Here is a 21,549-nt window from a genome sequence, read left to right as displayed (position 1 = left end):
CCGACCGGTCAACCCGGCGGCGCCGCGCGCGCTACGGTGGGTCATCGGATCCGGGGCACCGGTTCCGGCTTCCCGGATCGTGTCCCCCTGTTCCCCGGTCCCGGATCCGACCTCTCGGATGCGGGCCGCCGGCGCGGATACGGGTTCCAGGATCCGAATCCAGCGTCGAGGCACGAGGTGGGGGCAGAGCACACCCATGGCACAGGGCACGGTCCAGGTGACGCACACCGGTACGTCGCGGTGGCGGCGCCGCACGGGCGAGTACGCCACTCTCGCCGCGGCCCTGGAGGCCGCGGGCGACGGCGACGTCCTCACGGTGGCCCCCGGCACCTATCGGGAGAACCTCGTCGTCCAGCGGGCCGTCGTGCTGCGCGGCGGTGACGGCTCGGCGGGCTCGGTGCGGATCGCGCCGGCCGACGGGGTGCCGCTGACCGTACGGGCCTCGGCCACCGTGCAGGACCTGCGCCTCGAAGGCCAGGACTCGGCGGCCCCCGCGCTCCTGATCGAGGACGGCACACCGGAACTGCTCGATCTGCGGATCTCCACCCGGTCGGCGGCCGGTCTGGAGGTGCGGGGCGCGGCCCGGCCGACGGTCCGCCGGTGCAGCGTCGACAACCCGGCCGGGGTCGGGATCGCCGTCCTCGACGGCGCGGGCGGTGTGTTCGAGGAGTGCGAGGTGGTCCGGGCCGGGCAGTCCGGGGTCTCGGTGCGCGGCGGCGGCCACCCCCGCCTGGAACGCTGCCGGGTGCACCACGCCTCCGGCTCCGGGATCACCGTCACGGGCGAGGGCAGCGGTCTGGAGGGCATCGGCTGCGAGGTGTACGAGATCAAGGGCGCCGGACTCCAGATCGCGTCCCGCGCGAGCGCGCACCTCACCGACTCCAGCGTGCACCGCACCTCCGCCGACGGCATCACCCTCGACACGGACGCGGTGCTCACCCTCTCCGACTGCGACATCCACGACATCCCCGAGAACGCCGTGGATCTGCGGTCCCGTTCGGTGCTCACGCTCACCCGCTCGACGGTGCGGCGGTTCGGCCGCAACGGTCTGTCCGTGTGGGACCCGGGCACCCGGGTGGACGCCAACCAGTGCGAGATCCACGACAGTACGGGCGACTACCCGGCGGTCTGGGTGAGCGACGGGGCGAGTGTCGTGCTCGATTCCTGCCGGGTGCACGACGTGCCGGACGCCCTGTTCGTACTCGACCGGGGTTCGCGCGCGGACGTGGTCGACAGCGATCTGTCGCAGGTGCGCAACACGGCCGTGTCGGTGAGCGACGGTGCGACCGCGCAGCTCGACGACTGCCGGATCCGGGAGGCGTCGACCGGCGCCTGGTTCCGTGACCACGGCAGTGGCGGCAGCCTCGGCGGCTGCACCATCGACGGGGTGCAGACCGGTGTCATCGTCACCAAGGGCGCCGATCCGACGATCGAGCGGGTCACGGTCAGCTCGCCCGCCGAGGCCGGGTTCTACGTGTCGGCGGAGGGCCGGGGCACCTTCCACGGCTGCCGGGTGACGGGCAGCGGCGGCTACGGCTTCCATGTCATGGACGGCTGCCGTACGACGCTGCGCAAGTGCCGTACGGAGCGGTGCGCGCGCGGCGGTTACGAGTTCCCTGAGGTGGGGCCGGTCTCCGAGGACTGCACCAGCGACGAGAGCCAGGCGCGGACGCCCGCGGCAGCCGAGCCGGGCACCCTCCTGACGGCCACCCAGAGCGGCGGCGGTCTGCTCGGCACCGTCCCCTCGCCCCGTCTCGCCACACCGGCCGCCGCTCCCGCCGTACCGGCCCCGGGAGCGGCGCAGGCGGCCGCGCCGGCGGCGCCGGCCACGCGTCCCTCGCAGGACGTGCTCGCCGAACTGGACGCGCTGGTGGGCCTGGAGAGCGTCAAGCACGAGGTGCGGATGCTCACCAACATCATCGAGGTGGGCCGGCGGCGGCAGGAGGCGGGCCTGAAGGCGGTCTCCGCGCGCCGCCATCTCGTCTTCACCGGCAGCCCCGGCACCGGCAAGACCACGGTGGCACGGCTCTACGGCGAGGTGCTGGCCTCGCTCGGGGTCCTGGAACGCGGCCATCTGGTGGAGGTGTCCCGGGTGGACCTGGTCGGCGAGCACATCGGCTCGACCGCGATCCGTACCCAGGAGGCGTTCGACCGGGCGCGCGGCGGGGTGCTGTTCGTGGACGAGGCGTACGCGCTGGCGCCGGACGACTCGGGGCGGGACTTCGGCCGGGAGGCGATCGACACCCTGGTGAAGCTGATGGAGGACCACCGGGACGCGGTCGTGGTGATCGTGGCCGGCTACACGGCGGAGATGGAGCGGTTCCTGACCGTCAACCCCGGTGTGGCGTCACGATTCTCACGGACCATCACCTTTTCGGACTACCTTCCGGAGGAGCTGCTGCGGATCGTGAAGCAGCAGTCGGAGGAGCACGAGTACCGGCTCGCGGAGGGCACGGACGAGGCGCTGCTGAAGTACTTCGGGGCGTTGCCGAAGGGCCCGACCTTCGGCAACGGCCGTACGGCGCGCCAGACGTTCGAGTCGATGGTGGAACGGCACGCGGGCCGGGTCGCCGTGCTCGCGGATCCGAGCACGGACGACCTGACGCTGCTCTATCCGGAGGACTTGCCGGAACTGCCCTGACCGGAACTCTCCTGGCCTGGACTCCCCTCGCCGGAACTCCCTTGCGGAGAGGGGATCTTGTCCAGTCGCGGTCGCCGGGGAAGCGCCGGCGGCAGCCGGTCGAGCAGCGCGGCACGCGCGGCGTCGAAGGCCGGGTCGGCCTGGTAGTCGGAGTGGCCCAGGATCGGTTCGGGCAGCGGGTGTTCGCGGGTGCGCCCGTAGACGACGGGGTCGAGCAGCACCGGCCGGTCGACGGGCGGGCGGCCCTCCTCGGGCGGGACCCGGACCGGTCCGCCGATCGGGTCGGTGGCACGGAAGAGATTGCTCCAGCAGTGCACCGTGCGGTGCAGCCCGGCCAGCGCGCCGGGGCCGAAGTAGGCGGGGAACCAGCGTCCGTAAAGCCGCTCGATCGGGGAGCCGTAGGTGAGCAGGGCAACGCGGGAGCGGGTCGCGGGCGCGAGCTGCCAGACCGCGGCGGCGGCCAGGACGCTGCCCTGGGAGTGGCCGGAGATGACGAGCCGGCCGCCGGTCCGCCGGGTCCAGGAACTCATCCGCCAGGTGAGGTCGGGCACGGCCCGTTCGGCGTAGCAGGGCGGGGCGAACGGGTGGGCGGCGCGCGGCCAGAAGGTGCCGACGTCCCACAGGATGCCGATGGTGCGGCGGGCGCTTTGGTCCTTGTAGGCGCGGCGGCCCAGGGTGACGAAGAGTAGAAAGCCGAAGCCGACCATCCAGGAGCCGAGGGCCTGCGCGGTGGTGGCGGCCGAGGCGATCGCGGGCTGGGCGCCGTCGAAGGCCCGTCCGGGGACGTTGCCGCTGGCCCAGGCCCCGGCGACGGAGGCGGCGCCGAGCAGCAGGGCGGCGCCGGCGACCACGCCGACGAGGACGGGCGCGGAGTCGGTGAGCCCGGCGCCCGCCCGTACCGCCGCGATCCGGGCGGTGCGCAGCCGGTCCCGGTCCCGGCCGGTGGCCCCGTAGTCGGCCTCGACGACGGCGCGCGTCCTGCGGGCGGTGAGCAGGGTGCGGGCGATCAGCACCCCGGTCGGCACGACGAGCAGGACCAGCAGGACGGGGATCACGGACGCCTGCCAGCTGAGCAGGACGGGCGGTCCGGTGATCAGGCCGTCGCCGGCGCCGGGGGTGCCGGAACCGTCGAGCCAGTCGGCGACCCGCTGGGCGACGCCGCCCGTCATGACGCCGCCGAGCGAACAGGCCAGCATGGCGACGGCGGGGCCGCCGAGCCCGTGCAGGGCGGTGCGCGGATCGTGGCCGGGATGGGCGAGGAGCAGGGCGACCACGCCGAGGCCGACGACAAGGGCGCCCTGAGTGAGGGTGAGGGCGCCGAAGGCGGTGTCGCCGGGCAGGGTGCCGGCGGAGCGCCAGCCGGGGCGGGCCCAGGCGGTGTGCACGGCGGTCAGCGCGAGCAGCAGCAGGGCGGCGGCGGGCAGCCAGGAGACGAGGGCCCGTTCGAGGGTGAGGTCGAGCCGTCGCTCGCTGCGGCCCCGGCGGCAGATCACCCACAGGACGACGGCGCCGAGGAGGGCGAGACCTCCCTGGAGGGCCCAGCCGAGGATCTCGCGGGTGGTGCCGTGGGCGGTCCGGTGGTCCTGGGCGGCCGCGGCCCTGGCGAGGGCGGCGGCGACGGTGAGGAAGCCCGCGGCGGTGTGCGCGGCGCGCAGCCGGGCGACGAGCCGGCGGCCGTACCAGAAGCCGGGGCGGCCGAGCGCGGGTCGCGGGACGGCTGGGGCTGCCGGGACCGGTGGGGTTGCCGGGGCCGTCGCGGCTGCCGGGCCGGACGGGGCTTCGGGGGTGGCGGGGGCGGCCGGGACAGTCGGAGCGGTCGGGACGGCCGGGGCGACCGGGGCGACCGGGGCGACCGGGGCGACCGGATCCGTAGGGTCCGTCGGGTCCGTCGGGTCGTCGGCGGTGGGGCCGAGCGGCGGGCGCTGGGCCTCGTAGGCGCTCCAGGTCCGGTTGGACAGGTACCAGAGCAGACCGACGAGCGCGGTGGGCGCGAGGGCGGCGAGGGCGAGCCGGCGGCCGGGCTCCGACCACCAGCCGCCGCGCTCGGCGGACAGGAAGCCGAGCCAGGAGCGCTGCGCGGCGCAGGCGCCGGAGCCCGCGCACTGCCAGGCCGTCAGATCGAGGGCGACCTCGCAGACCGCGGCGGTCAACAGCACGGTCAGGGTGAGCGCGACCAGCCGGACGAGGACCCCGTAGAGACGGACCAGCCCGGCCCGGCCCTCGGCGGACGGCCGCATCCAGTGCGCGAGGTTGGCCACCATGAACGGCAGGAGCAGCAGCCACAGGGCGCGGGCGCCGTTGCCGGAGGTGAGGTTGGACCAGCAGTACGCCTCGGGAATCGGCCCGTCGGCATGGCGCTCGGGGTGGTCCTCGGCGTCCACGTCGTCCCGGCGGCGGTGCATGGCGGCGGTCTTGTCGCCGGTGATCCGTACGGTGCGCGGATCGTCCAGCATGTCGGCCGCGGTGGTTCCGCCCACGCCGTGGACGAGCAGTTCGAGCGCCGCACCCCCGTTCTTCGGATCGGGTGTGGCAGAAGACAATGCGGGGACTCGCTCTCTGGATGGGTTGTTCCGGTGGGAAGATCGGGACATCCGGCGGCGCGGTCCGCGTCCGGAGCCCGCGTCCGGAATCCGGGGTCCGGGGTCCGGAATCCTGGTGCGCGGACACGGCCGGGTGGATCCGGCCGTGCGGATACGGCTGAACGGAACGGCTGTACGGAAACGGCTGTACGGGCGCTGCGGACATCCGTCCGGAGCGGGGATCTCTCTCGGGAACCCGGCCGGCATGCGGCGGGATTCCGGTGGAATTCGGGGAGGATGACGGCGAGGAGCGGGCGGGAGGTTTCCGGACGGGTGCGGGCGGTGACGGCGGGCACCAGGATCGCGGACGGCCGGGCCCGGGGGCGCGGTCCTCACCGGATCCGACGCCCTTCTCCTCTCATACCCCGCACCACGCCCGCCCGTTCACCGGCGGACCGGGATTCTCGCCCCCTCGGCCGATTCGCTTCTTCGTTCCACCGATCACCCTTCCACCCCTCTTTTCTCGTAGTCTCGTTCTGTTTTCGGAAAGGACCGGCCCCGATGGCGAATGACCATCAGAACCTGCTCGCGGAACAGCGGCGCGCGCTGATTCTCGACGAGGTACGCCGGCGCGGAGGGGTGCGGGTCAACGAGCTGACCCGCCGTCTCAACGTCTCCGATATGACCGTCCGCCGGGACCTGGACGTGCTGGCCCGGCAGGGCATGCTGGCGAAGGTCCACGGCGGCGCGGTGCCGGTGCTGGAGGCGAGCACCCACGAGCCCGGTTTCGAGGCCAAGTCGGCGCTGGAGCTGGACGCCAAGGAGGAGATCGCGCGGGTGGCCGCCGCGATGGTGCGGCCGGGCACGGCGATCGCCCTCTCGGGCGGCACCACCACGTACGCGCTGGCCCGGCATCTGCTGGACGTACCGGAGCTGACCGTGGTGACCAACTCGGTGCGGGTCGCGGACGTCTTCCACCAGGCCCGGAGCGGCGGTTCGGGGGGCGACGCGCGGGGCGGCGGGGCGACGGTGGTCCTCACCGGCGGGGTGCGGACCCCGTCGGACGCGCTGGTGGGCCCGGTGGCCGATCAGGCGATCCGCTCGCTGCACTTCGACGCGCTGTTCCTCGGGGTCCACGGCATCTCGGTGGCGGCCGGGCTGTCGACGCCGAACCTGGCGGAGGCGGAGACCAACCGGCGGCTGATGCGATCGGCCCGGCGGGTCGTCGTGGTCGCGGACCACACCAAGTGGGGGACGCTCGGCCTGAGTTCGTTCGCCCGGCTCGACGAGGTGGACGCCGTGGTGACCGACCGGGGGGTGTCGGCCGAGGTGCGCGCCGAGATGGCGGAGCATCTGCCGGGGCTGGTCGTCGCGGGCGAGGAGGCGGACGGCGGCGATCAGGGTTCGGGAGCACACCCCGGACAGGGTTCCGGAGGGGACCCCGGGGCCTTCGCGGGAGGCTCCGGCCGGGTCGCCGATCGGGTCGCCGGTCAGGCTTCCGATCAGGTTTCCGGTCAGGTTTCCGATCGGGTCTCCGATCGGGTCTCCGATCGGGTCTCCCCGCTGCTTCCCGATCCGGCGGGCGAGCCGGGCGGGGTGGCGGGCGCGGGCGGCGGGGCGGCGCGGGCATGAGCCGCTTCCGGATCGAGCGGGCGGTGGCCCTGCCGCCCGCCGAGGTGTGGCGCCGGCTCGTCGACTGGCCGGCGCACGGCGCCCTGATCCCGTTCACCGGGACGACGGTGCTGACGCCGGGCCCGAGCCGGGTCGGGACGCGGTTCACGGCCCGTACCCGGCTGGGCCGGTTCGGCTTCGACGACCCGATGGAGGTCGTACGGTTCGATCCGCCCGGCCCGGACGGCCGGACCGGGGTGTGCGGACTTCGAAAGCTCGGCCGCGCGGTCCGGGGCCGGGCCGTCTTCGAGGTGACCGGGACGGCGTCGGGTAGTCGTGTGGTGTGGCGCGAGGAACTGCGGCTGCGCGGTGTGCCGGCCGCCCTCGATCCCGTACTCGCCGTGGTGGGACGGGTGGTCTTCGGCCGGGCGCTCGACGGACTGCTGGGCAAGCGACCGGCCGTCCACTAGGGTGTGCGCTCCCCGTAGCCCGTACCGCGACACCCCCGGAGGTCCGGTCCATGGAGCGTCGACTGAGCCCGGTGGAGCTCGACTTCGTCACGTCCGCGCCCGTCCGCCAGGTCTTCACCGCCGAGTTGGCCGCACCGCCGGCGGCCGTGTACCGCTCCCTCGCGGTGGAGGTCGGCAGTTGGTCCGCCTGGTTCCGGGCGGTGCGCTCCTCGACGCCCACCCGGGACGGCGCGGGCCGGAGTATCCGGCTGAGCGGCGGCGGCCGGGTGGAGGAGACGATCATGGCGGCCGTGCCGGACAGCCGCTACGTCTATCGGATCGACTCCATCAACGCCCCGGGCATCGGGGCGCTGATGGAGGAGTGGGCCCTCGCCCCCACCTCGTCCGGCGGCACCAGGGTCCGCTGGACCATGGCCACCAACGGCAGGCTCCCCTACACCTTGCTTCTGCGGCTGGCCCGGCCGGGCTTCACCTGGTCGTTCCGCGACGCGATGCGCCGGCTCGACCGGCGGCTCACTCCGGCCAGACCCCCGTCCGCAGGAACCGGTCGATAGCGGCGGTGTACGGAGCGATGTCAAGGCCCTGAGCGGCCAGCCACTCGTCCGAGTAGTACTTGTCGAGGTACCGGTCGCCCGGGTCGCAGATCAGGGTGACGACGCTGCCGGTGCGCTGCTCGGCGACCATCTCGCCGACGATCTTCAGCGCGCTCCACAGACCGGTGCCGGTCGAGCCGCCCGCCTTGCGGCCGATGACGCTCTCCAGGGCGCGGACGGCGGCCACGCTCGCCGCGTCGGGCACCTTCATCATGCGGTCGATGGCGCCGGGGACGAAGCTCGGCTCCATCCGGGGCCGGCCGATGCCCTCGATCCGGGATCCGCAGTCGGCGGTGGCGTCGGGGTCGTCGTGCACCCAGCCGTCGAAGAAACAGGAGTTCTCGGGGTCGGCGACACAGACGCGGGTGTCGAGCTCCATGTAGTGCACATAGCGGGCGATCGTCGCCGAGGTGCCGCCGGTGCCGGCCGTGGCCACGATCCAGGCGGGCTCCGGGTAGCGCTCCAGCTTCAACTGCTCGTACATCGACTCGGCGATGTTGTTGTTCCCGCGCCAGTCGGTGGCCCGCTCGGCGTAGGTGAACTGGTCCATGTAGTGGCCGCCGGTGCGCTCGGCGAGCGCCACCGCCTCGTCGTAGATGGCCCGCGCGTCGTCGACGAAGTGGCACTGGCCGCCGTGGAACTCGATCAGCCGGCACTTCTCGGGACTGGTGGTGCGCGGCATGACGGCGATGAACGGCACGCCGATCAGCTTGGCGAAGTACGCCTCGGAGACGGCGGTCGAGCCGCTGGACGCCTCGATGACGGGCGCGCCGGGTCTGATCCAGCCGTTGCACAGGCCGTAGAGGAAGAGCGAGCGGGCGAGCCGGTGCTTGAGGCTGCCGGTGGGGTGGGTCGACTCGTCCTTGAGATAGAGATCGATGCCCCAGGCATCGGGCAGCGGGAAGCGCAGCAGATGGGTGTCGGCCGAGCGGTTGGCGTCGGCGTGCACCTTGCGTACGGCTTCCTTGAGCCAGGAGCGGTAGTCGGGGTCACTGCGGTCGACATCGAGGGTGGCCAGGGGACGGTCGGTGGTGATCATGAGTACCTCTTCTCGTCGAGCCCACAGGGTTGCCCAAGGTCTCCGACAATACCGCTCCCACCTGGGCAAACGTTCCCTTTGAGGCTCCATAGGAGAGCCTTGGGAAGACCTGGGAGAGGGCGGGGGAAGAGCCGCGGAGGAGGGGCGGGACAGCCGGGAAAGAGGCTGGTGAGAGCGGGGGCGGGGCCTGGAAGAGCGGCCCGGGGACACGGGTGGATCACCAGCTCCGGCCCCCGCGAGCGGGCCCCGAGGAGCGCCCGGCGGCACCAGCCGCCCGCGTCGGGCCGCTGGTGCCGGGCGCGGTGGTTCGGCACACTGGAGGCAGGCATTTCGCACTAAGGGGGCGGGAGCACCATGTCGGAGCCCGAGTTCACGGCCACGGGGGTTCGGATCGACCGCTGGCCCCGGTCGCTGACCCGTGCGGGAGAGGTCCGCATCGAGGACGGCAGGCTGGCGCTGCTGACGAGCTACGGCAGCGAGATCGACAGCGCCCCGCTCGGCACGGTGCGGGCCGGCCGGCCCTGGTTCGCGAAGCCGGACGAGGCGGTGGCCACGGTCAACGGGACGCGGTACAAGATCTCCGGGTCGGGTTCGGGGCGGCTGCTCGACGTGCTGCGGAAGGCGGTGTCACGGCCCCGGCCGTGACAGGAGCCCGGGCCGCCGGCGGGCACCGCCGGACCGGGGTTCCCTTGCGGCCCCGGAGCGCCGCCGTTCCCCACTCGTGCGATTCCCGACCAGGGGCGTGTCGCCGCGAGTTGCGGCGGTGTCACCACTGGTTCACGCTGGAACCACCTCACCGAGGATGTCACGGCGGGGACGCCGCGTGCCGGCGCCCACCGCCCTGCTCCCCATCGCATGACAGATCCGAATCGCCGTCTTCCGAATCTCCGTCTATCGGACCTACTTCGGGGAGTCGCAGCCGTGATCAGCGAGCCCAGCAGGTATTGCACGGTGGAGCTCCAGGCCCTGCCGTCGCGGATCGGTCAGGTCCGCAGAATCGTTTCCGCGCATCTGCGCCACTGGCAGCTCGACGCCTTGATCGACCATGCGTCGCTCGGTGTCACCGAGCTGCTGACGAACGTCCACCGGCACGCGCTGCCGGACAAACGCTGCACCGTCGAGGTCGCGCTCCTGCTCGACCATCTCACCATCTCCGTACGCGACAATGATCCGCGCCTGCCGGGACCGGGTGAACTCACGGCCCGCGAGGCCGAGTTCGCGACCTCCGGGCGTGGCCTCGCCATCATCGAGGCGCTGAGCGAGAGTTGGGGCGCCCGGCCGTACGACGCGGGCAAGGTCGTCTGGTTCACGCTCCAGGCCCCGCCCTCCCCGGTCGCCCTCGCGCCGCACGCACACTCCGTCCACGGCGCCACCACCGACGGGCCGTTCACCGCCGACCAGGCCCTGGACACCGTCCCGTTCCTCGTGGCGGTCGAGCCGCTGGACGCGGTGGCGGTCCGGTCGGCACTGGCCCACTGAGCCGGGGGCGGGAGCGCGGAAGCCGAGGTGCGCGGCCGACCGCGCACCTTACGCCGCGCCCCACGCCGACCCCTACGGGCCGCTCTCCTCGGAGGTCGACATCAGTATGCGGTCGCTCATGACAGGCCGTCGGCGCGACCTCTGAACCACCTATCGCAGCAAGGTGGTTGACTCTGTTAGACTTGTTCGGATCGTCCTCTGCCGACATGGAGGAACTGTGGTCAATCCATTGCGCACACCTCGACGACCAACCGGTTGTCCCCGGGCGCCGTAGCCCGGTTGTGCGCCTCATCGGATCGACGGCCTCAGCACCGCGCCGTCTCGCGATCCGGTGGGCCCGCAGTTCACAGCTGGAGGACAATTCCATGACCACGCAGATGCAGTCGGAAGGGTGTACTCACCCGGCACGTGACCTGGTCATCGTGGGTCTCGCATCCGCTCTCATCGGCGCACTCGCGGTCACCGCCGCCGTGCTTATGCACGTCTCACCGTTCGCCGCGTTGGCGGCCGGCGGGGCTTCGACCGGAACTACGGCAGGCATCGGAGTAGCGGTCCTTGCGTTCCTGAAGCGCGGTTAGCCCGAAGGGGCAGTCTCGTGACGAGACTGCCCCTTCGGCATGACGTCGGCTGGCGCCCTGGACGCCCCCAGGAGGCCTGGCTCCAGCTTCCAGCCCGCTTCGTCCCAACGGGCGAGAAGAGCACCACAGATGAAGGCCCGATGGGCCTGCAACATGATCCATTTCCCCTTGTCCGTCTCGGTGACGGTCTCCATGTTCATGTCGGCCGCCAGTTGCCACAGCCGGGACCAGTCGACACCCGGCGCCAACCTCGCCGCCGGCCGGTGGAAGGGGTGACGAGCGGACAGAGGAGGTCAGCGGACGTGGGCGGCGATGGCCCGGGCGCACTCCAGGGACTCGGCGTGGGTGCTGTCCACCTCGACGTCGTAGGCGACTCCCCGGTGGACGAGCTCCGCCTGGCCCTCGGCCATGCCGGCGACCCGGTCCCCGCGGGCGATCTCCCGGCCCGCCGCGACCTCGCCGTCGCACCGGACCCCGACCCAGAGCACGTCGACGCCGCCGAGGGCAGCCCGCCAGCGTTCCTGGGAGGCCGCGCCGCCGAGGAACACGTCGTCGACGACGATGCGGGCACCGACCCGGGCCATGGCCACGATCCCGGCCGTCCAGGCGGCCTCCAGGGCCCGGAACTCGGGGCCCACCTCGATGCCGCCGTCGGCCGCGAACGTGATCCCGCCCTCGCCCTCCCCGTTCCGCAGCGCGGCGGGCAGCGCGTCGACGAAGGAGTCGACGCCGAACGTCAGCCAGGGGTCGGGGAGTACGGCCTGAAGGCATCGGACGATGCCGGACTTGCCGGAGCTGGAACCGCCGTTGAGGATGATCATCTGGGTCGTCACGCCGCCACCGTAGAACGGATCCCGCCGCCAGGCGATCGTATTCGGCGGCCGCGCGGGTACGGCCCAGGCCCGGGGGCGGAGGCGGAAGCGGTCCGGAGGCGGTCTTCACATCGAGGTGCGGGCCCCGGGCCGGGGTCGCTCAGCCGACCGGGACCAGGGTCAGGTAGGCGATGCCGAGGATGCCCCGGTAGCCGAGCCAGGCCGAGCGCTGGCGGTCGACGCGCTCACGGGTTCCGGCGGCGAGCGGGTGGTCGGGGTGGGCCGCGAGCCAGACCTCGGTGGCGTGGCGGTAGCCGGACTCGAACTCCTCCCACTCCTCCCTCGTCACCGTCTCGACCCAGGCCGGGCGGAAGCCCGCCTCGATCGCGAGGGCCACCAGACCGTCGAGGGGCAGGTGGTCGCCGGCCTGGGCTCCGGGCCACATACGGGCGAGTTCGACGTCGGTCGGAACGCGCTCCCAGAAGCCCTCGCCGAGCAGCACACGTCCACCGGGGCGTACCAGGCGGCGCAGTTCGCGCAGGGCGGCGGCCGGGTCGTGGGGCTGGTCGGGGTCGAGCAGGGCGTGGCTGGAGCCGACACACAGGACGGTGTCGGCGGGCGGTCGGGTGGTGCCGTGCCCGGATTCCTCGGCGAACTCGACGCGTTCGGCGAGCCCTCGTTCCGTGGCCAGGCGGCGGCCGTGGGCGAGATCGTCGGCGTTGATGTCGATGCCGGTGCCCTTGGCGCCGGGCGTCTCGGCGAGCAGACGCAGCATCAACTCGCCCCAGCCGCAGCCGATATCGAGAACGGTGCCGGGTCCGGGCGCGGCAAGGCGGTCGACGAGCCGGGCGGCGCGGGCCTCGGAGAGCGGGCCGTGGAAGGTGAGTCCGGCGCCGAGGCGCGGCGGTGCGGTGTCGGAGGCGTCGTTTCCAGTGCCGGAAGCGTCGTTTCCGGTGTCGGAGGTCCGGGTGGTGGTCTTGGTCAGGTCGCTCATGGGGCCGGACCCTAGTCGCCGCGCACCGGCCCGCCCAACGCATTTAGGGGGTCGTCGAGGACCGGCTGCCAGGCGAGTTCGGCGGCGCCGACCAGGCTGTTGTGGTCGAGCGTGCAGGGCAGGATCGGAACGCCGCCGCTGCGGCCCCACAGGCTCCGGTCGGCGACGACGGCGCGCAGCCGGTCGGGGGCGGCGGCGAGGAGTTCGCCGTGGAGGCCGCCGAGAATGATCCGGTCGGGGTTGAGGATGTTCACGAGGCCGGCCAGGCCGAGACCGAGCCGGTCGATCAACTCCTCGGCGGCGGCCCGCACTTGGGTGTCGTCCGGGTGGTCGCGCAGCAGGTCGCGGGACTGCTGGAGGAGCGAGACCTCGGGGCCGGGGGCCCGGCCTGCGGCGGTGAGGAAGGCGAGCGGATCGGCCTCCACGTCGAGGCAGCCGCGCGCGCCGCAGTGACAGGGCCGGCCTTCCGGGTTGACGGTGAGATGACCGACTTCGAGGGCCAGCCCCGAACTCCCCGTGTGCAGACGGCCGTCGAGGACGAGCGCGCCGCCGACCCCGCGGTGGCCGGTGGCCACGCAGAGCAGGTCCCGGGCGCCCCGGCCGGCGCCGTGCCGGTGTTCGGCGAGGGCGGCGAGGTTGACGTCGTTGCCGGTGAAGGCGGGGCCGTCGATGCCGGCGGCCCGTACCCGCTCGGCGAAGATCTCGCCCACCGGCGCGCCGGCCGGCCAGGCGAGATGGAGCGGGTTGAGCGCGGTCCCCTCGGGCTCGGCCACCGCCGAGGGCGCGGCGAGCGCCGCGCCGACGCAGCGGCGCCCGGAGGCGCGCAGCAGCGCGGCACCGGCGTCGACCACGGCGCCGAGGACCTGGGCGGGGTCGGCGGAGACGGTGACACAGCCGGGGGCGGTGGCGACGATGGTGCCGCCGAGCGAGACCAGCGCGGCCCGGAAACCGTCGGCGTGGACCTGGGCGGCGAGCGCCACCGGCCCGTCCTCGGCGACCGAGAGCCGGTGGGAGGGGCGGCCCTGGGAACCGGCGGCGGCCCCCGGCTTGGAGTCGACGCGGATGAGGCCGAGCGCCTCCAGTTCGGCGGCGACGGCTCCGGCGGTGGCCCGGGTGACGCCCAGCTCGGCGGTCAGCACGGCACGCGTGGGCGCCCGCCCCGTGTGCACCAGCTCCAGCGCGGGTCCGAGCGCGCCGCGCCCCCTGTCCAGCCGTGTGCGGGTCGTCGTCGCCTTGCCGTTCATGCTGGCGAGTCTCCCACGCTTGTCCGCCCCGACGACCCCGCCCACGGCCCTGGCCCCGCTTCGACCCCAAGGCGCGGCCCGGCGGCGGGGCGGGAAAGGCAGGACCCCTATGTCTTTGGTCGAGCCGGCCGGACGGGGGTGCGGGGCGTCTGGAACGATGCGGCCGCGCATGCCGATGATCAGACTGGCGAGGGTGTCCCCGCAGAGCTCGCGGCATTCCTGCGGAATGCGGTCGACGCCCGCCCGGTGAAGATCGTTCCTTCCGTGTGCGGTGGCCCTGCCGGCTCGCCGATGCCCGGTATCCCGGCCGCCCGGCCGCCCGCGCGCGGGCGTCAAACCCGGCGACACCGGGCCCGCACCCGGCCATACTCCGGTGCATGGACACCATGAGCACCCTGAGCATCGACACCCACATCGACGCGCTCGACGCGGCGGGCACGGCGCTCGTCGAGGCCGCCGCGGCGGCCGGGCCCGACGCGGAGGTCACCACCTGTGCCGACTGGCGGGTCCGTGACCTGCTGCGCCATATGACGAAGGTCCACCGCTGGGCGGCCGCCACGGTGGCCGGGGGGCTCACCTCGCCCCACCGGCCCGACGACGACACGGAGCTCGACGGCGACGATCTCGTCGCGTACGTCCGGGAGGGCCACGCCCACCTCGTGGACGTCCTGCGCAAGGCGCCGGCGGACCTGGAGTGCTGGACGTTCGCGCCCGCACCGTCGCCGCTCACGTTCTGGGCGCGGCGGCAGGCACACGAGACGATCGTGCACCGGGCCGACGCCGCGTCGGCGCTGGGTCCGCTGCACGCGCCGGACCTGGTGACCCCGGAACTCGGCGCCGACGGCATCGACGAGCTGCTGTCCGTCTTCCACTCCCAGGACCGCAGCCGGGTGCGCGTGGATCAGCCGCGCACCCTGCGGGTCCGCGCCACGGACACCGGCGGTGTGTGGACCGTACGACTGTCGGAGCAGGCCCCGCGTATCGAGGCGTCCGCCGACGGGCCGGCCGACTGCGAGATGAGCGGGCCCGCCGACCGGCTCTACCTGATGCTGTGGAACCGGCTTCCGCAGGAGGCCGTGACCGTCTCCGGCGACGCGTCGCTGGCCCGCCTGTGGCAGGACAAGTCGGCACTCTGACGGACCTGTTGCCGATGCGGGGCCGGTGGAGCGCGTGCCGGCCGCCGGGCGTCAGCCGAGCCAGCCCGGACGCACCAGGCCCGACTCGTAGGCCAGGACGACGAGTTGGGCCCGGTCCCGGGCGCCGAGCTTCACCATGGTGCGGCTCACATGGGTCTTGGCGGTGAGCGGGCTGACGACGAGGCGGCGGGCGATCTCCTCGTTGGACAGGCCGAGTCCGACGAGGGCCATCACCTCGCGTTCCCGTCCGGTCAGCCGGTCCAGCGACGCCGTGTCCGCCTCGGCCGACGGCCGGGAGCGGGCGGCGAACTCCTCGATGAGCCGACGGGTCACGCCGGGCGAGAGAAGCGCGTCGCCCGCGACCACCGTCCTTACCGCGCGCAGCAGTTCATCGGGCTCGGTGTCCTTGGCGAGGAAGCCGGAAGCACCGTTGCGCAGGGCCTCGAAGACGTACTCGTCGATCTCGAAGGTGGTCAGGACCACCACCCGCACCGCGCCGAGTCCGGGGTCCCCGGTGATCAGACGGGTGGCGGCGAGACCGTCCCGGTGCGGCATACGGATGTCCATCAGGACGACGTCCGGGCGCAGTTCGCGCACCCTTGCCACGGCCTCCTCGCCATCGGCGGCCTCCCCCGCCACCTCGATGTCCGGCTGGGCGTCGAGCAGGGCGCGAAAGCCCGCCCGGACGAGCGACTGGTCGTCGGCGAGCAGGACGCGGATCACAGGGACTCCTCGGGAGGTTCGGGTGACCGCGCGGGGCCGTCGGGGCGGCGGGCGCGGGGGTGCGGCGCGTCACTGGGTACGGGCGGAACGTCGGGACGCGGCGCGTCACTGGGTACGGGCGGAACGTCGGGACGCGGCGCGTCACCGGGTACGGGCGGAACGTCGGGGCGCGGCACCTCACCGCGTACCGGCGGAGCATCGGCCGGATCCCGTACGGACCGGTCCGCCGGACCCTCGGGCCGCTCTACCGACCGCTCGGGCCGGTCCGCCGACCGTACGGGAAGGACCGCGGACACCCGGAAGCCGCCGTCGGGCCGGGTGCCCGCGTCGAGGGTGCCGCCGAGGGCGGCGGCCCGCTCCCGCATGCCGGCCAGACCGTTGCCGCTGCCGCCCGCGGCGGCGCCGGTGGCCGGGCCGTCGTCGTCGATCCGCAGGCCGAGCGCGCCGGGGCGGTAGTCGAGCGCGACGACGGCGCCACGGGAACCGGAGTGCCGCACCACATTGGTCAGCGCCTCCTGGACGATCCGGAACGCGGCCAGCTCGGTTCCGGGCGGGAGCCGCCGCTCCCGTCCCGCCCGCTCGATCCGTACGGCGAGCCCGGCGGCCCCGGCCTGGTCGACGAGTTCGGGGAGCCGGTCGAGGCCCGGCGCGGGCGTGCGCGGCGCGGTGCCGGGAGCGCGGAGGGTGTCCAGCACCTGCCGTACCTCGCCCAGTGCCTCCTTGCTGGCCGTTTTGATGGTGGTGAGGGCGGTGCGGGCCTGGCCGGGGTCCGCGTCGAGCAGCGCGAGGCCGACCCCGGCCTGCACATGGATGACGGAGAGGGAGTGGGCCAGGACGTCGTGGAGTTCGCGGGCGATCCGCAGCCGTTCCTCGTCGGCCCGGCGGCCCTCGGCGGCGGCTCGTTCGGCGTGGTCGCGCACCGCCTGTTCGCGGCGGATCCGGACGAGTTCGGCGGCGGCGAGCACGGCGGCGGCGAAGGCGACCACGGGGAGTTCGATGCCCCACGGGGCCGGGCCGTCGCCCGGGGGCGGCAGATAGCGGTAGAGCCAGTGGCCGATCAGCAGATGTCCGGCCCACAGCAGTCCGAGCGCCCACCACGCGGCGTACCGGTGGCCGTGTACGACGGCGGCGAAGCAGGCGACGACGACGATCGCGAAGACCGGACCGTAGGGATAGCCCGCCGCGAGATATGCCAGGGTCGCCGCCGAGGCTCCGAACACGACCGGTACGGGGTGGCGGTGGCGCGGCAGCAGGATCGCGGCGCCGAGCAGGAGCAGGCCGCGGCCGAGCGTGTCGAGGGCGACCCGGTCGGGCTGTCCGTGGGCGGCGAAGCCCGTACCGACGACGACGAAGACGGCGAGGGCGAACGTCGACCGCCAGGGCAGCCCGTCGCCCGGTTCCCACGCGGCCCATCCGCCATGGTCCCGTCGCCACGGTCCGCGCCCGAACGGGGGTCCTCCACAGCCCGGGCCCGGGGCGCGGGTCGACTGTTCGTCCATGCGGCCACGCTAGACGCGCCCGGTGCGCGGCGGCGTCCGCCGGGCGGTGTGGTCACCCGTACTTCCCGGGGAGTACGGGGCGGGCCGCGGTGGGGAGGGAAAGGGCGGGAAGGTAGGGGTGGAAGCTGCGCGCGGCCTCGCCCCGGTCACTCCGTGTTCCGGCTCACCGGCGCCCGGGACGGGTGAGGGCGGTACGGACCCCGTCCGCACCGCCCTCACGCACACTCACTCACCGGCTTGCTTCACCCGCCGGTCCCCGGGTTCCCCGGCCGTACGACCGCTCGGGACCGGTTTCAGGAAACGCCGGGCTCCGGCGACTCGTCTTCCCCGCCCGGGGCCGTCGCGGGCTTCCCCGTCCGGGGCGCGTCCGTGGCCGCCGCCGAGTCCGAGACGTCCGACGCTCCCGGCACCTCCGGCGCTGCCTCGGTCCCCGCCGCCGAGGCGCCGTCGCGGTCGCCATCGTCGCTGCCGCCTTCGCCGCCGCGCGGCGTGACGCCCCGCCCCGCCGGGCCCACGCCCACCGAGGTGTCGATGCGGCGGTCGAGGAGTTCCATCACGCGGTGCGCCATGCCGCCGCCGCGTACCAGCCCGGCCAGTGTGGCCGTACCGCGCGTGATGTCCGCGAACGCCCGCCACGCCGGCCGCAGCGTGGTGATCGCCGCGTGCAGCATCCCCGGACGGCGCTCGAACACGGCGAGCATCCGCCGCCCGACCGCCATCTCCACGCCGAGTCCGGCCTTGATGGCGAAGGCGTAGTTCAGTGCCTGCCGGCGCGCGTCCACCGCGTCGCCCGACTCGGCTATCCGGACGGCCCACTCGCCCGCGAGCCGCCCGGAGCGCAGGGCGAACGAGATGCCCTCGCGGGTCCACGGCTCCAGCAGACCGGCCGCGTCACCGCACACCAGCACCCGGCCGCGGGAGAGCGGCGAGTCGTCCGTGCGGCAGCGGGTCAGGTGACCGGAGGAGAGGGCCGGTTCGAAGCCGGCGAGCCCGAGCCGGCCGATGAAGTCCTCCAGGTACCGCTTGGTGGCGGCGCCCTCGCCGCGCGCCGAGATGACACCGACGGTCAGCGTGTCGCCCTTGGGGAAGACCCATCCGTAACTGCCCGGCAGCGGCCCCCAGTCGATGAGGACGCGGCCCTTCCAGTCCTCCGCCACGGACGCCGGCACCGGGATCTCGGCCTCCAGGCCGAGGTCGACCTGGCCGAGCTTGACGCCGACGTGGGCGCCTATCCGGCCGGCGCTGCCGTCGGCGCCGACGACGGCGCGGGCGAGGACGGTCTCGCCGTCGCCGAGGACCACGGCGACGGTACGGCGGTCGGGGACCGCCGGGCCGTGCTGCTCGACCCGGTTGACGGTGACCCCGGTGCGCAGCTCGGCGCCCGCCTTCTGGGCGTGTTCGACCAGTCGGGCGTCGAACTCGGGCCGGTTGACCAGGCCGAAGAGCATGCGGCGGGAGCGCCGGGTGCGCGGGAAGCGGCCGTCCAGCTGGAAGGTGACGGCGTGCACGCGGTCGCTCAGCGGCAGCTCGAAGCCGGGCGGCAGCGCGTCGCGCGAGGGGCCGATGATGCCGCCGCCGCAGGTCTTGTAGCGGGGCAGTTCGGCCTTCTCCAGGAGCAGGACCTTGCGGCCGGCGACGGCCGCCGCGTAGGCCGCCGACGCTCCGGCGGGTCCCGCGCCGACCACTACCACGTCCCACACCGGCGCTCCGCCGTCAGGGCCCTTCCCCGCTCCGGCCGCTCCGGCCGCTGCCGCTCCGGCGTCTGCGTTCTCGCTGCTCACGATGTGCTTCTGCTCCTGATCAGACCGGTGTTTTCTGCTGTGGACGCATCCTACGGCTCGGTAGGGAAACCGGGCCGCCCCGCCCCGCGCCGGGATTCGACCGTAGGATCGTTCCTGCGTTCGCCGGGTCCACCGACACACCCGGCCTCACCACCCACAACGTCGCACCCACCAGGAGCGTGCCCATGACCGCCAATCCGATCGCCGAGACCGTCGCATCGCTGATGCCCGCCGCCAAGGCGGAGCTGACCGAGCTGGTGGCGTTCCAGTCGGTGGCGGACGAGGCCGTCGCCCCGCGCAGCGAGTGCGAGGGTGCCGCCAACTGGGTGGCGGACGCGCTGCGCGCCGAGGGCTTCGAGGACGTGGCGCTGCTCGACACCCCGGACGGCACGCAGTCGGTGTACGGCGTGCTGCCCGGCCCGGCCGGTGCCCCGACCGTCCTGCTGTACGCGCACTACGACGTGCAGCCGATGCTGACCGAGTCGGAGTGGCTGACCCCGCCGTTCCAGCTGACCGAGCGCGAGGACGGCCGCTGGTACGGACGCGGGACCGCCGACTGCAAGGGCGGCTTCATCATGCACCTGCTGGCGCTGCGCGCCCTGAAGGCCAACGGCGGGGTGCCGGTCACCGTCAAGGTGATCGTGGAGGGCTCGGAGGAGCAGGGCACGGGCGGCCTGGAGCGGTACGCGGAGGCGCACCCCGAGCTGCTGACGGCGGACGCGATCGTCATCGGCGACGCGGGCAACTTCCGGGTGGGCCTGCCGACGGTGACGGCGACCCTGCGCGGCATGACGATGGTGCGGGTCACGATCGACACGCTCCAGGGCAATCTGCACTCGGGCCAGTTCGGCGGTGCCGCTCCGGACGCGCTGGCGGCGCTGATCCGGGTGCTGGACTCGCTGCGCGCCGAGGACGGTTCGACCGTCGTCGACGGGCTGGCGGCGGACGCGGAGTGGGACGGCCTGCAGTACCCGGAGGCCGACTTCCGCAAGGACGCGAAGGTGCTGGACGGGGTGGAGCTGACGGGCAGCGGTACGGTCGCCGACCGGATCTGGGCGCGTCCGGCCGTGACGGTCATCGGCATCGACGCGCACCCGGTGGCGGGCGCGACGCCGTCGATCCCGTCGACCGCGCGGGCCCAGATCAGCCTGCGGGTGCCGCCCGGCCAGGACGCGGCGAAGGCGACGGAGCTGCTGTTCGCGCACATCGAGAAGCACACGCCGTGGAACGCGCGGGTCTCGGTCGAGCAGGTCGGCCAGGGCCAGGCGTTCCAGGCGGATGTCTCCAGCCCGGCGTACACCTCGATGGCCGAGGCCATGCGGGTCGCGTACCCGGACGAGGAGATGCAGGCGGCCGGCATGGGCGGCTCGATCCCGCTGTGCAACACGCTGGCGGCGCTGTACCCGGAGGCGGAGATCCTGCTGATCGGCCTGAGCGAGCCGGAGGCGCAGATCCACGCGGTGAACGAGTCGGTGTCCCCGCAGGAGCTGGAGCGTCTGTCGGTGGCGGAGGCGCACTTCCTGGTGAACTACGCGCGCTCGAAGCAGGCCTGAGCGCGGACGGACACGGGCGGGGAGCCCGGCCGGGCGGCCGGGCGGCCGGCTTCACGCTCTGGGCGGAACTCGCCAAGAGCGTAGGGCCGTTCGGGGCGGACGGGAGCCGAGTACGGTCGCGGGTATGGACCTTGTGGCGCTCGGCCCCCGACTGCATCTGCTCCGTTTCCCCGTCGGCCAGGCGTATCTGTGGCGTGACGGGGAGGATTCGACCCTGATCGACGCGGGTTGGGCCGGTTCGGCGGCCTCGGTCGAGGCGGCGCTGCGCGGCGCCGGCCTCGATCCGTACCGGCTGCGGCGGATCGTTCTCACCCACTGCCACCGCGATCACGTGGGCGCCGCCGGGGAGTTGGCGGACCGCTTCGGCGCCGAGATCCTGGCGCATGCCCTGGACGCCCCGGTGATCCGGGGCGAACTCCCGGTTCCCGAGCCTGACTTGCTGGACTGGGAGATCCCGCTGTACGAGCACGGGCTCACGACGACTCCCGTCGCGCCGCCGACCCGGGTGGACCGTGAGCTCGCCGACGGCGACGTACTGGACTTCGGCGACGGCGCGGTGATCGTGCACACCCCGGGCCACACGCCCGGCTCGATCGCGGTCCATCTGCCGCTCCACGGCGTACTGTTCGCGGGTGACACGGTGGCGTCGGTGCCGGACGTGATGTTCGGGGTGTTCCACACGGACCGCGCCGACGCCCTCGCCTCGATGCGCCGGCTCGCCGCGCTGCGTCCGTCGGTGCTGTGCTGCGGCCACGGCGAACCGGTGACGGCGGACACGGCGGAGCGGCTCGCGGGCCTGGGGGGCGTGCTCGTCGAGTGCGATCTCGATCTGCGGGCCGTTGCTCGGGAAGAGCGTGACCGTGGCCTGGGTCCGGTC

16 protein-coding genes and 3 pseudogenes are annotated in these 21,549 nt (G+C 73.8%); 11 read left to right on the top strand and 8 right to left on the bottom strand.

What is annotated here, in order from left to right; translation table 11 throughout:
- Positions 1 to 196: 196 nt before the first annotated feature.
- Positions 197 to 2,641 (top strand): right-handed parallel beta-helix repeat-containing protein, encoded by a 2,445-nt coding sequence (locus ABZ990_RS25945; protein WP_361236203.1) that lies wholly within the window; start codon positions 197 to 199, stop codon positions 2,639 to 2,641.
- Here ABZ990_RS25945 and ABZ990_RS25940 read toward each other — a convergent pair.
- Positions 2,611 to 5,181, bottom strand: coding sequence for a hypothetical protein (locus ABZ990_RS25940; RefSeq protein WP_361236200.1), 2,571 nt, complete (start codon positions 5,179 to 5,181; stop codon positions 2,611 to 2,613). The two genes, ABZ990_RS25945 and ABZ990_RS25940, sit on opposite strands and share 31 nt — an antisense overlap.
- 540 nt (positions 5,182 to 5,721) lie before the next feature.
- Between ABZ990_RS25940 and ABZ990_RS25935 the strand changes: the two are divergent.
- From ABZ990_RS25935 to ABZ990_RS25925, 3 genes and pseudogenes are all read left to right on the top strand, one after another.
- Positions 5,722 to 6,540: pseudogene (locus ABZ990_RS25935) on the top strand (DeoR/GlpR family DNA-binding transcription regulator); the annotation flags it as partial.
- Between the two features lie 248 nt (positions 6,541 to 6,788).
- The gene (locus ABZ990_RS25930) at positions 6,789 to 7,241 is read left to right on the top strand and encodes an SRPBCC family protein (protein ID WP_361236197.1); all 453 of its coding nucleotides are present in this window, start codon (positions 6,789 to 6,791) and stop codon (positions 7,239 to 7,241) included.
- 50 nt (positions 7,242 to 7,291) lie between these two features.
- Positions 7,292 to 7,795 (top strand): SRPBCC family protein, encoded by a 504-nt coding sequence (locus ABZ990_RS25925; RefSeq protein ID WP_361236195.1) that lies wholly within the window; start codon positions 7,292 to 7,294, stop codon positions 7,793 to 7,795.
- Here ABZ990_RS25925 and ABZ990_RS25920 read toward each other — a convergent pair.
- Positions 7,755 to 8,873 carry a PLP-dependent cysteine synthase family protein gene (locus tag ABZ990_RS25920; protein WP_361236192.1) on the bottom strand — a complete coding sequence of 373 codons (1,119 nt, stop codon included), beginning with the start codon at positions 8,871 to 8,873 and terminating at the stop codon, positions 7,755 to 7,757. The genes ABZ990_RS25925 and ABZ990_RS25920 overlap by 41 nt on opposite strands.
- Before the next feature lie 354 nt (positions 8,874 to 9,227).
- On the opposite strand from ABZ990_RS25920, the gene ABZ990_RS25915 reads away from it, so the two are divergent.
- The 4 genes from ABZ990_RS25915 to ABZ990_RS25900 all read left to right on the top strand — a co-directional run bounded on the left by ABZ990_RS25915 (position 9,228) and on the right by ABZ990_RS25900 (position 11,206).
- Positions 9,228 to 9,518, top strand: a complete 291-nt coding sequence (locus tag ABZ990_RS25915) for a hypothetical protein (protein WP_361236190.1) — start codon at positions 9,228 to 9,230, stop codon at positions 9,516 to 9,518.
- A 276-nt stretch (positions 9,519 to 9,794) separates the two neighbouring features.
- Positions 9,795 to 10,352, top strand: coding sequence for an ATP-binding protein (locus tag ABZ990_RS25910; RefSeq protein WP_361236187.1), 558 nt, complete (start codon positions 9,795 to 9,797; stop codon positions 10,350 to 10,352).
- 365 nt (positions 10,353 to 10,717) lie between these two features.
- The gene (locus ABZ990_RS25905) at positions 10,718 to 10,930 is read left to right on the top strand and encodes a hypothetical protein (RefSeq protein WP_361236184.1); all 213 of its coding nucleotides are present in this window, start codon (positions 10,718 to 10,720) and stop codon (positions 10,928 to 10,930) included.
- Between the two features lie 129 nt (positions 10,931 to 11,059).
- Positions 11,060 to 11,206: a hypothetical protein gene (locus ABZ990_RS25900; protein ID WP_361236181.1), complete on the top strand. Its 147-nt coding sequence runs from the start codon at positions 11,060 to 11,062 to the stop codon at positions 11,204 to 11,206.
- A 17-nt stretch (positions 11,207 to 11,223) separates the two neighbouring features.
- Here ABZ990_RS25900 and cpt read toward each other — a convergent pair whose 3' ends face one another.
- The 3 genes from cpt to ABZ990_RS25885 form a co-directional block, all read right to left on the bottom strand.
- Positions 11,224 to 11,751 (bottom strand): chloramphenicol phosphotransferase CPT, encoded by a 528-nt coding sequence (gene cpt / locus ABZ990_RS25895; protein WP_361236283.1) that lies wholly within the window; start codon positions 11,749 to 11,751, stop codon positions 11,224 to 11,226.
- Positions 11,752 to 11,902: 151 nt separating this feature from the next.
- On the bottom strand, positions 11,903 to 12,736 hold the full coding sequence (locus ABZ990_RS25890; RefSeq protein WP_361236178.1) for a class I SAM-dependent methyltransferase: 834 nt from the start codon (positions 12,734 to 12,736) through the stop codon (positions 11,903 to 11,905).
- A gap of 11 nt (positions 12,737 to 12,747) precedes the next feature.
- Positions 12,748 to 13,980, bottom strand: coding sequence for an ROK family protein (locus tag ABZ990_RS25885; protein WP_361236175.1), 1,233 nt, complete (start codon positions 13,978 to 13,980; stop codon positions 12,748 to 12,750).
- 386 nt (positions 13,981 to 14,366) lie between these two features.
- Here ABZ990_RS25885 and ABZ990_RS25880 point away from each other — a divergent pair, with 386 nt between their 5' ends.
- Positions 14,367 to 15,116: a maleylpyruvate isomerase family mycothiol-dependent enzyme gene (locus tag ABZ990_RS25880; RefSeq protein WP_361236280.1), complete on the top strand. Its 750-nt coding sequence runs from the start codon at positions 14,367 to 14,369 to the stop codon at positions 15,114 to 15,116.
- A 51-nt stretch (positions 15,117 to 15,167) separates the two neighbouring features.
- Here ABZ990_RS25880 and ABZ990_RS25875 read toward each other — a convergent pair whose 3' ends face one another.
- From ABZ990_RS25875 to ABZ990_RS25865, 3 genes and pseudogenes are all read right to left on the bottom strand, one after another.
- Positions 15,168 to 15,839, bottom strand: coding sequence for a response regulator transcription factor (locus tag ABZ990_RS25875; RefSeq protein ID WP_361236172.1), 672 nt, complete (start codon positions 15,837 to 15,839; stop codon positions 15,168 to 15,170).
- Positions 15,840 to 16,105: 266 nt separating this feature from the next.
- Positions 16,106 to 17,338 (bottom strand): annotated as a pseudogene (locus tag ABZ990_RS25870) (sensor histidine kinase); the annotation flags it as partial.
- A gap of 293 nt (positions 17,339 to 17,631) precedes the next feature.
- Positions 17,632 to 19,038: a geranylgeranyl reductase family protein gene (locus ABZ990_RS25865; protein WP_361236277.1), complete on the bottom strand. Its 1,407-nt coding sequence runs from the start codon at positions 19,036 to 19,038 to the stop codon at positions 17,632 to 17,634.
- Between the two features lie 266 nt (positions 19,039 to 19,304).
- On the opposite strand from ABZ990_RS25865, the gene ABZ990_RS25860 reads away from it, so the two are divergent.
- Both ABZ990_RS25860 and ABZ990_RS25855 read left to right on the top strand, forming a co-directional pair.
- Entirely contained in the window at positions 19,305 to 20,672 is a 1,368-nt protein-coding gene (locus tag ABZ990_RS25860; RefSeq protein WP_361236169.1) for a dipeptidase, read from the top strand.
- Between the two features lie 124 nt (positions 20,673 to 20,796).
- A pseudogene (locus ABZ990_RS25855) lies at positions 20,797 to 21,462 on the top strand (MBL fold metallo-hydrolase); the annotation flags it as partial.
- Positions 21,463 to 21,549 lie beyond the last annotated feature (87 nt).

Source organism: Streptomyces sp. NPDC046203, from assembly GCF_040646255.1.
Taxonomy (GTDB): Bacteria; Actinomycetota; Actinomycetes; order Streptomycetales; family Streptomycetaceae; genus Streptomyces.
Note: the sequence above shows the minus strand (reverse complement) of the source record. Positions and strands in the feature narration are given on the sequence as shown.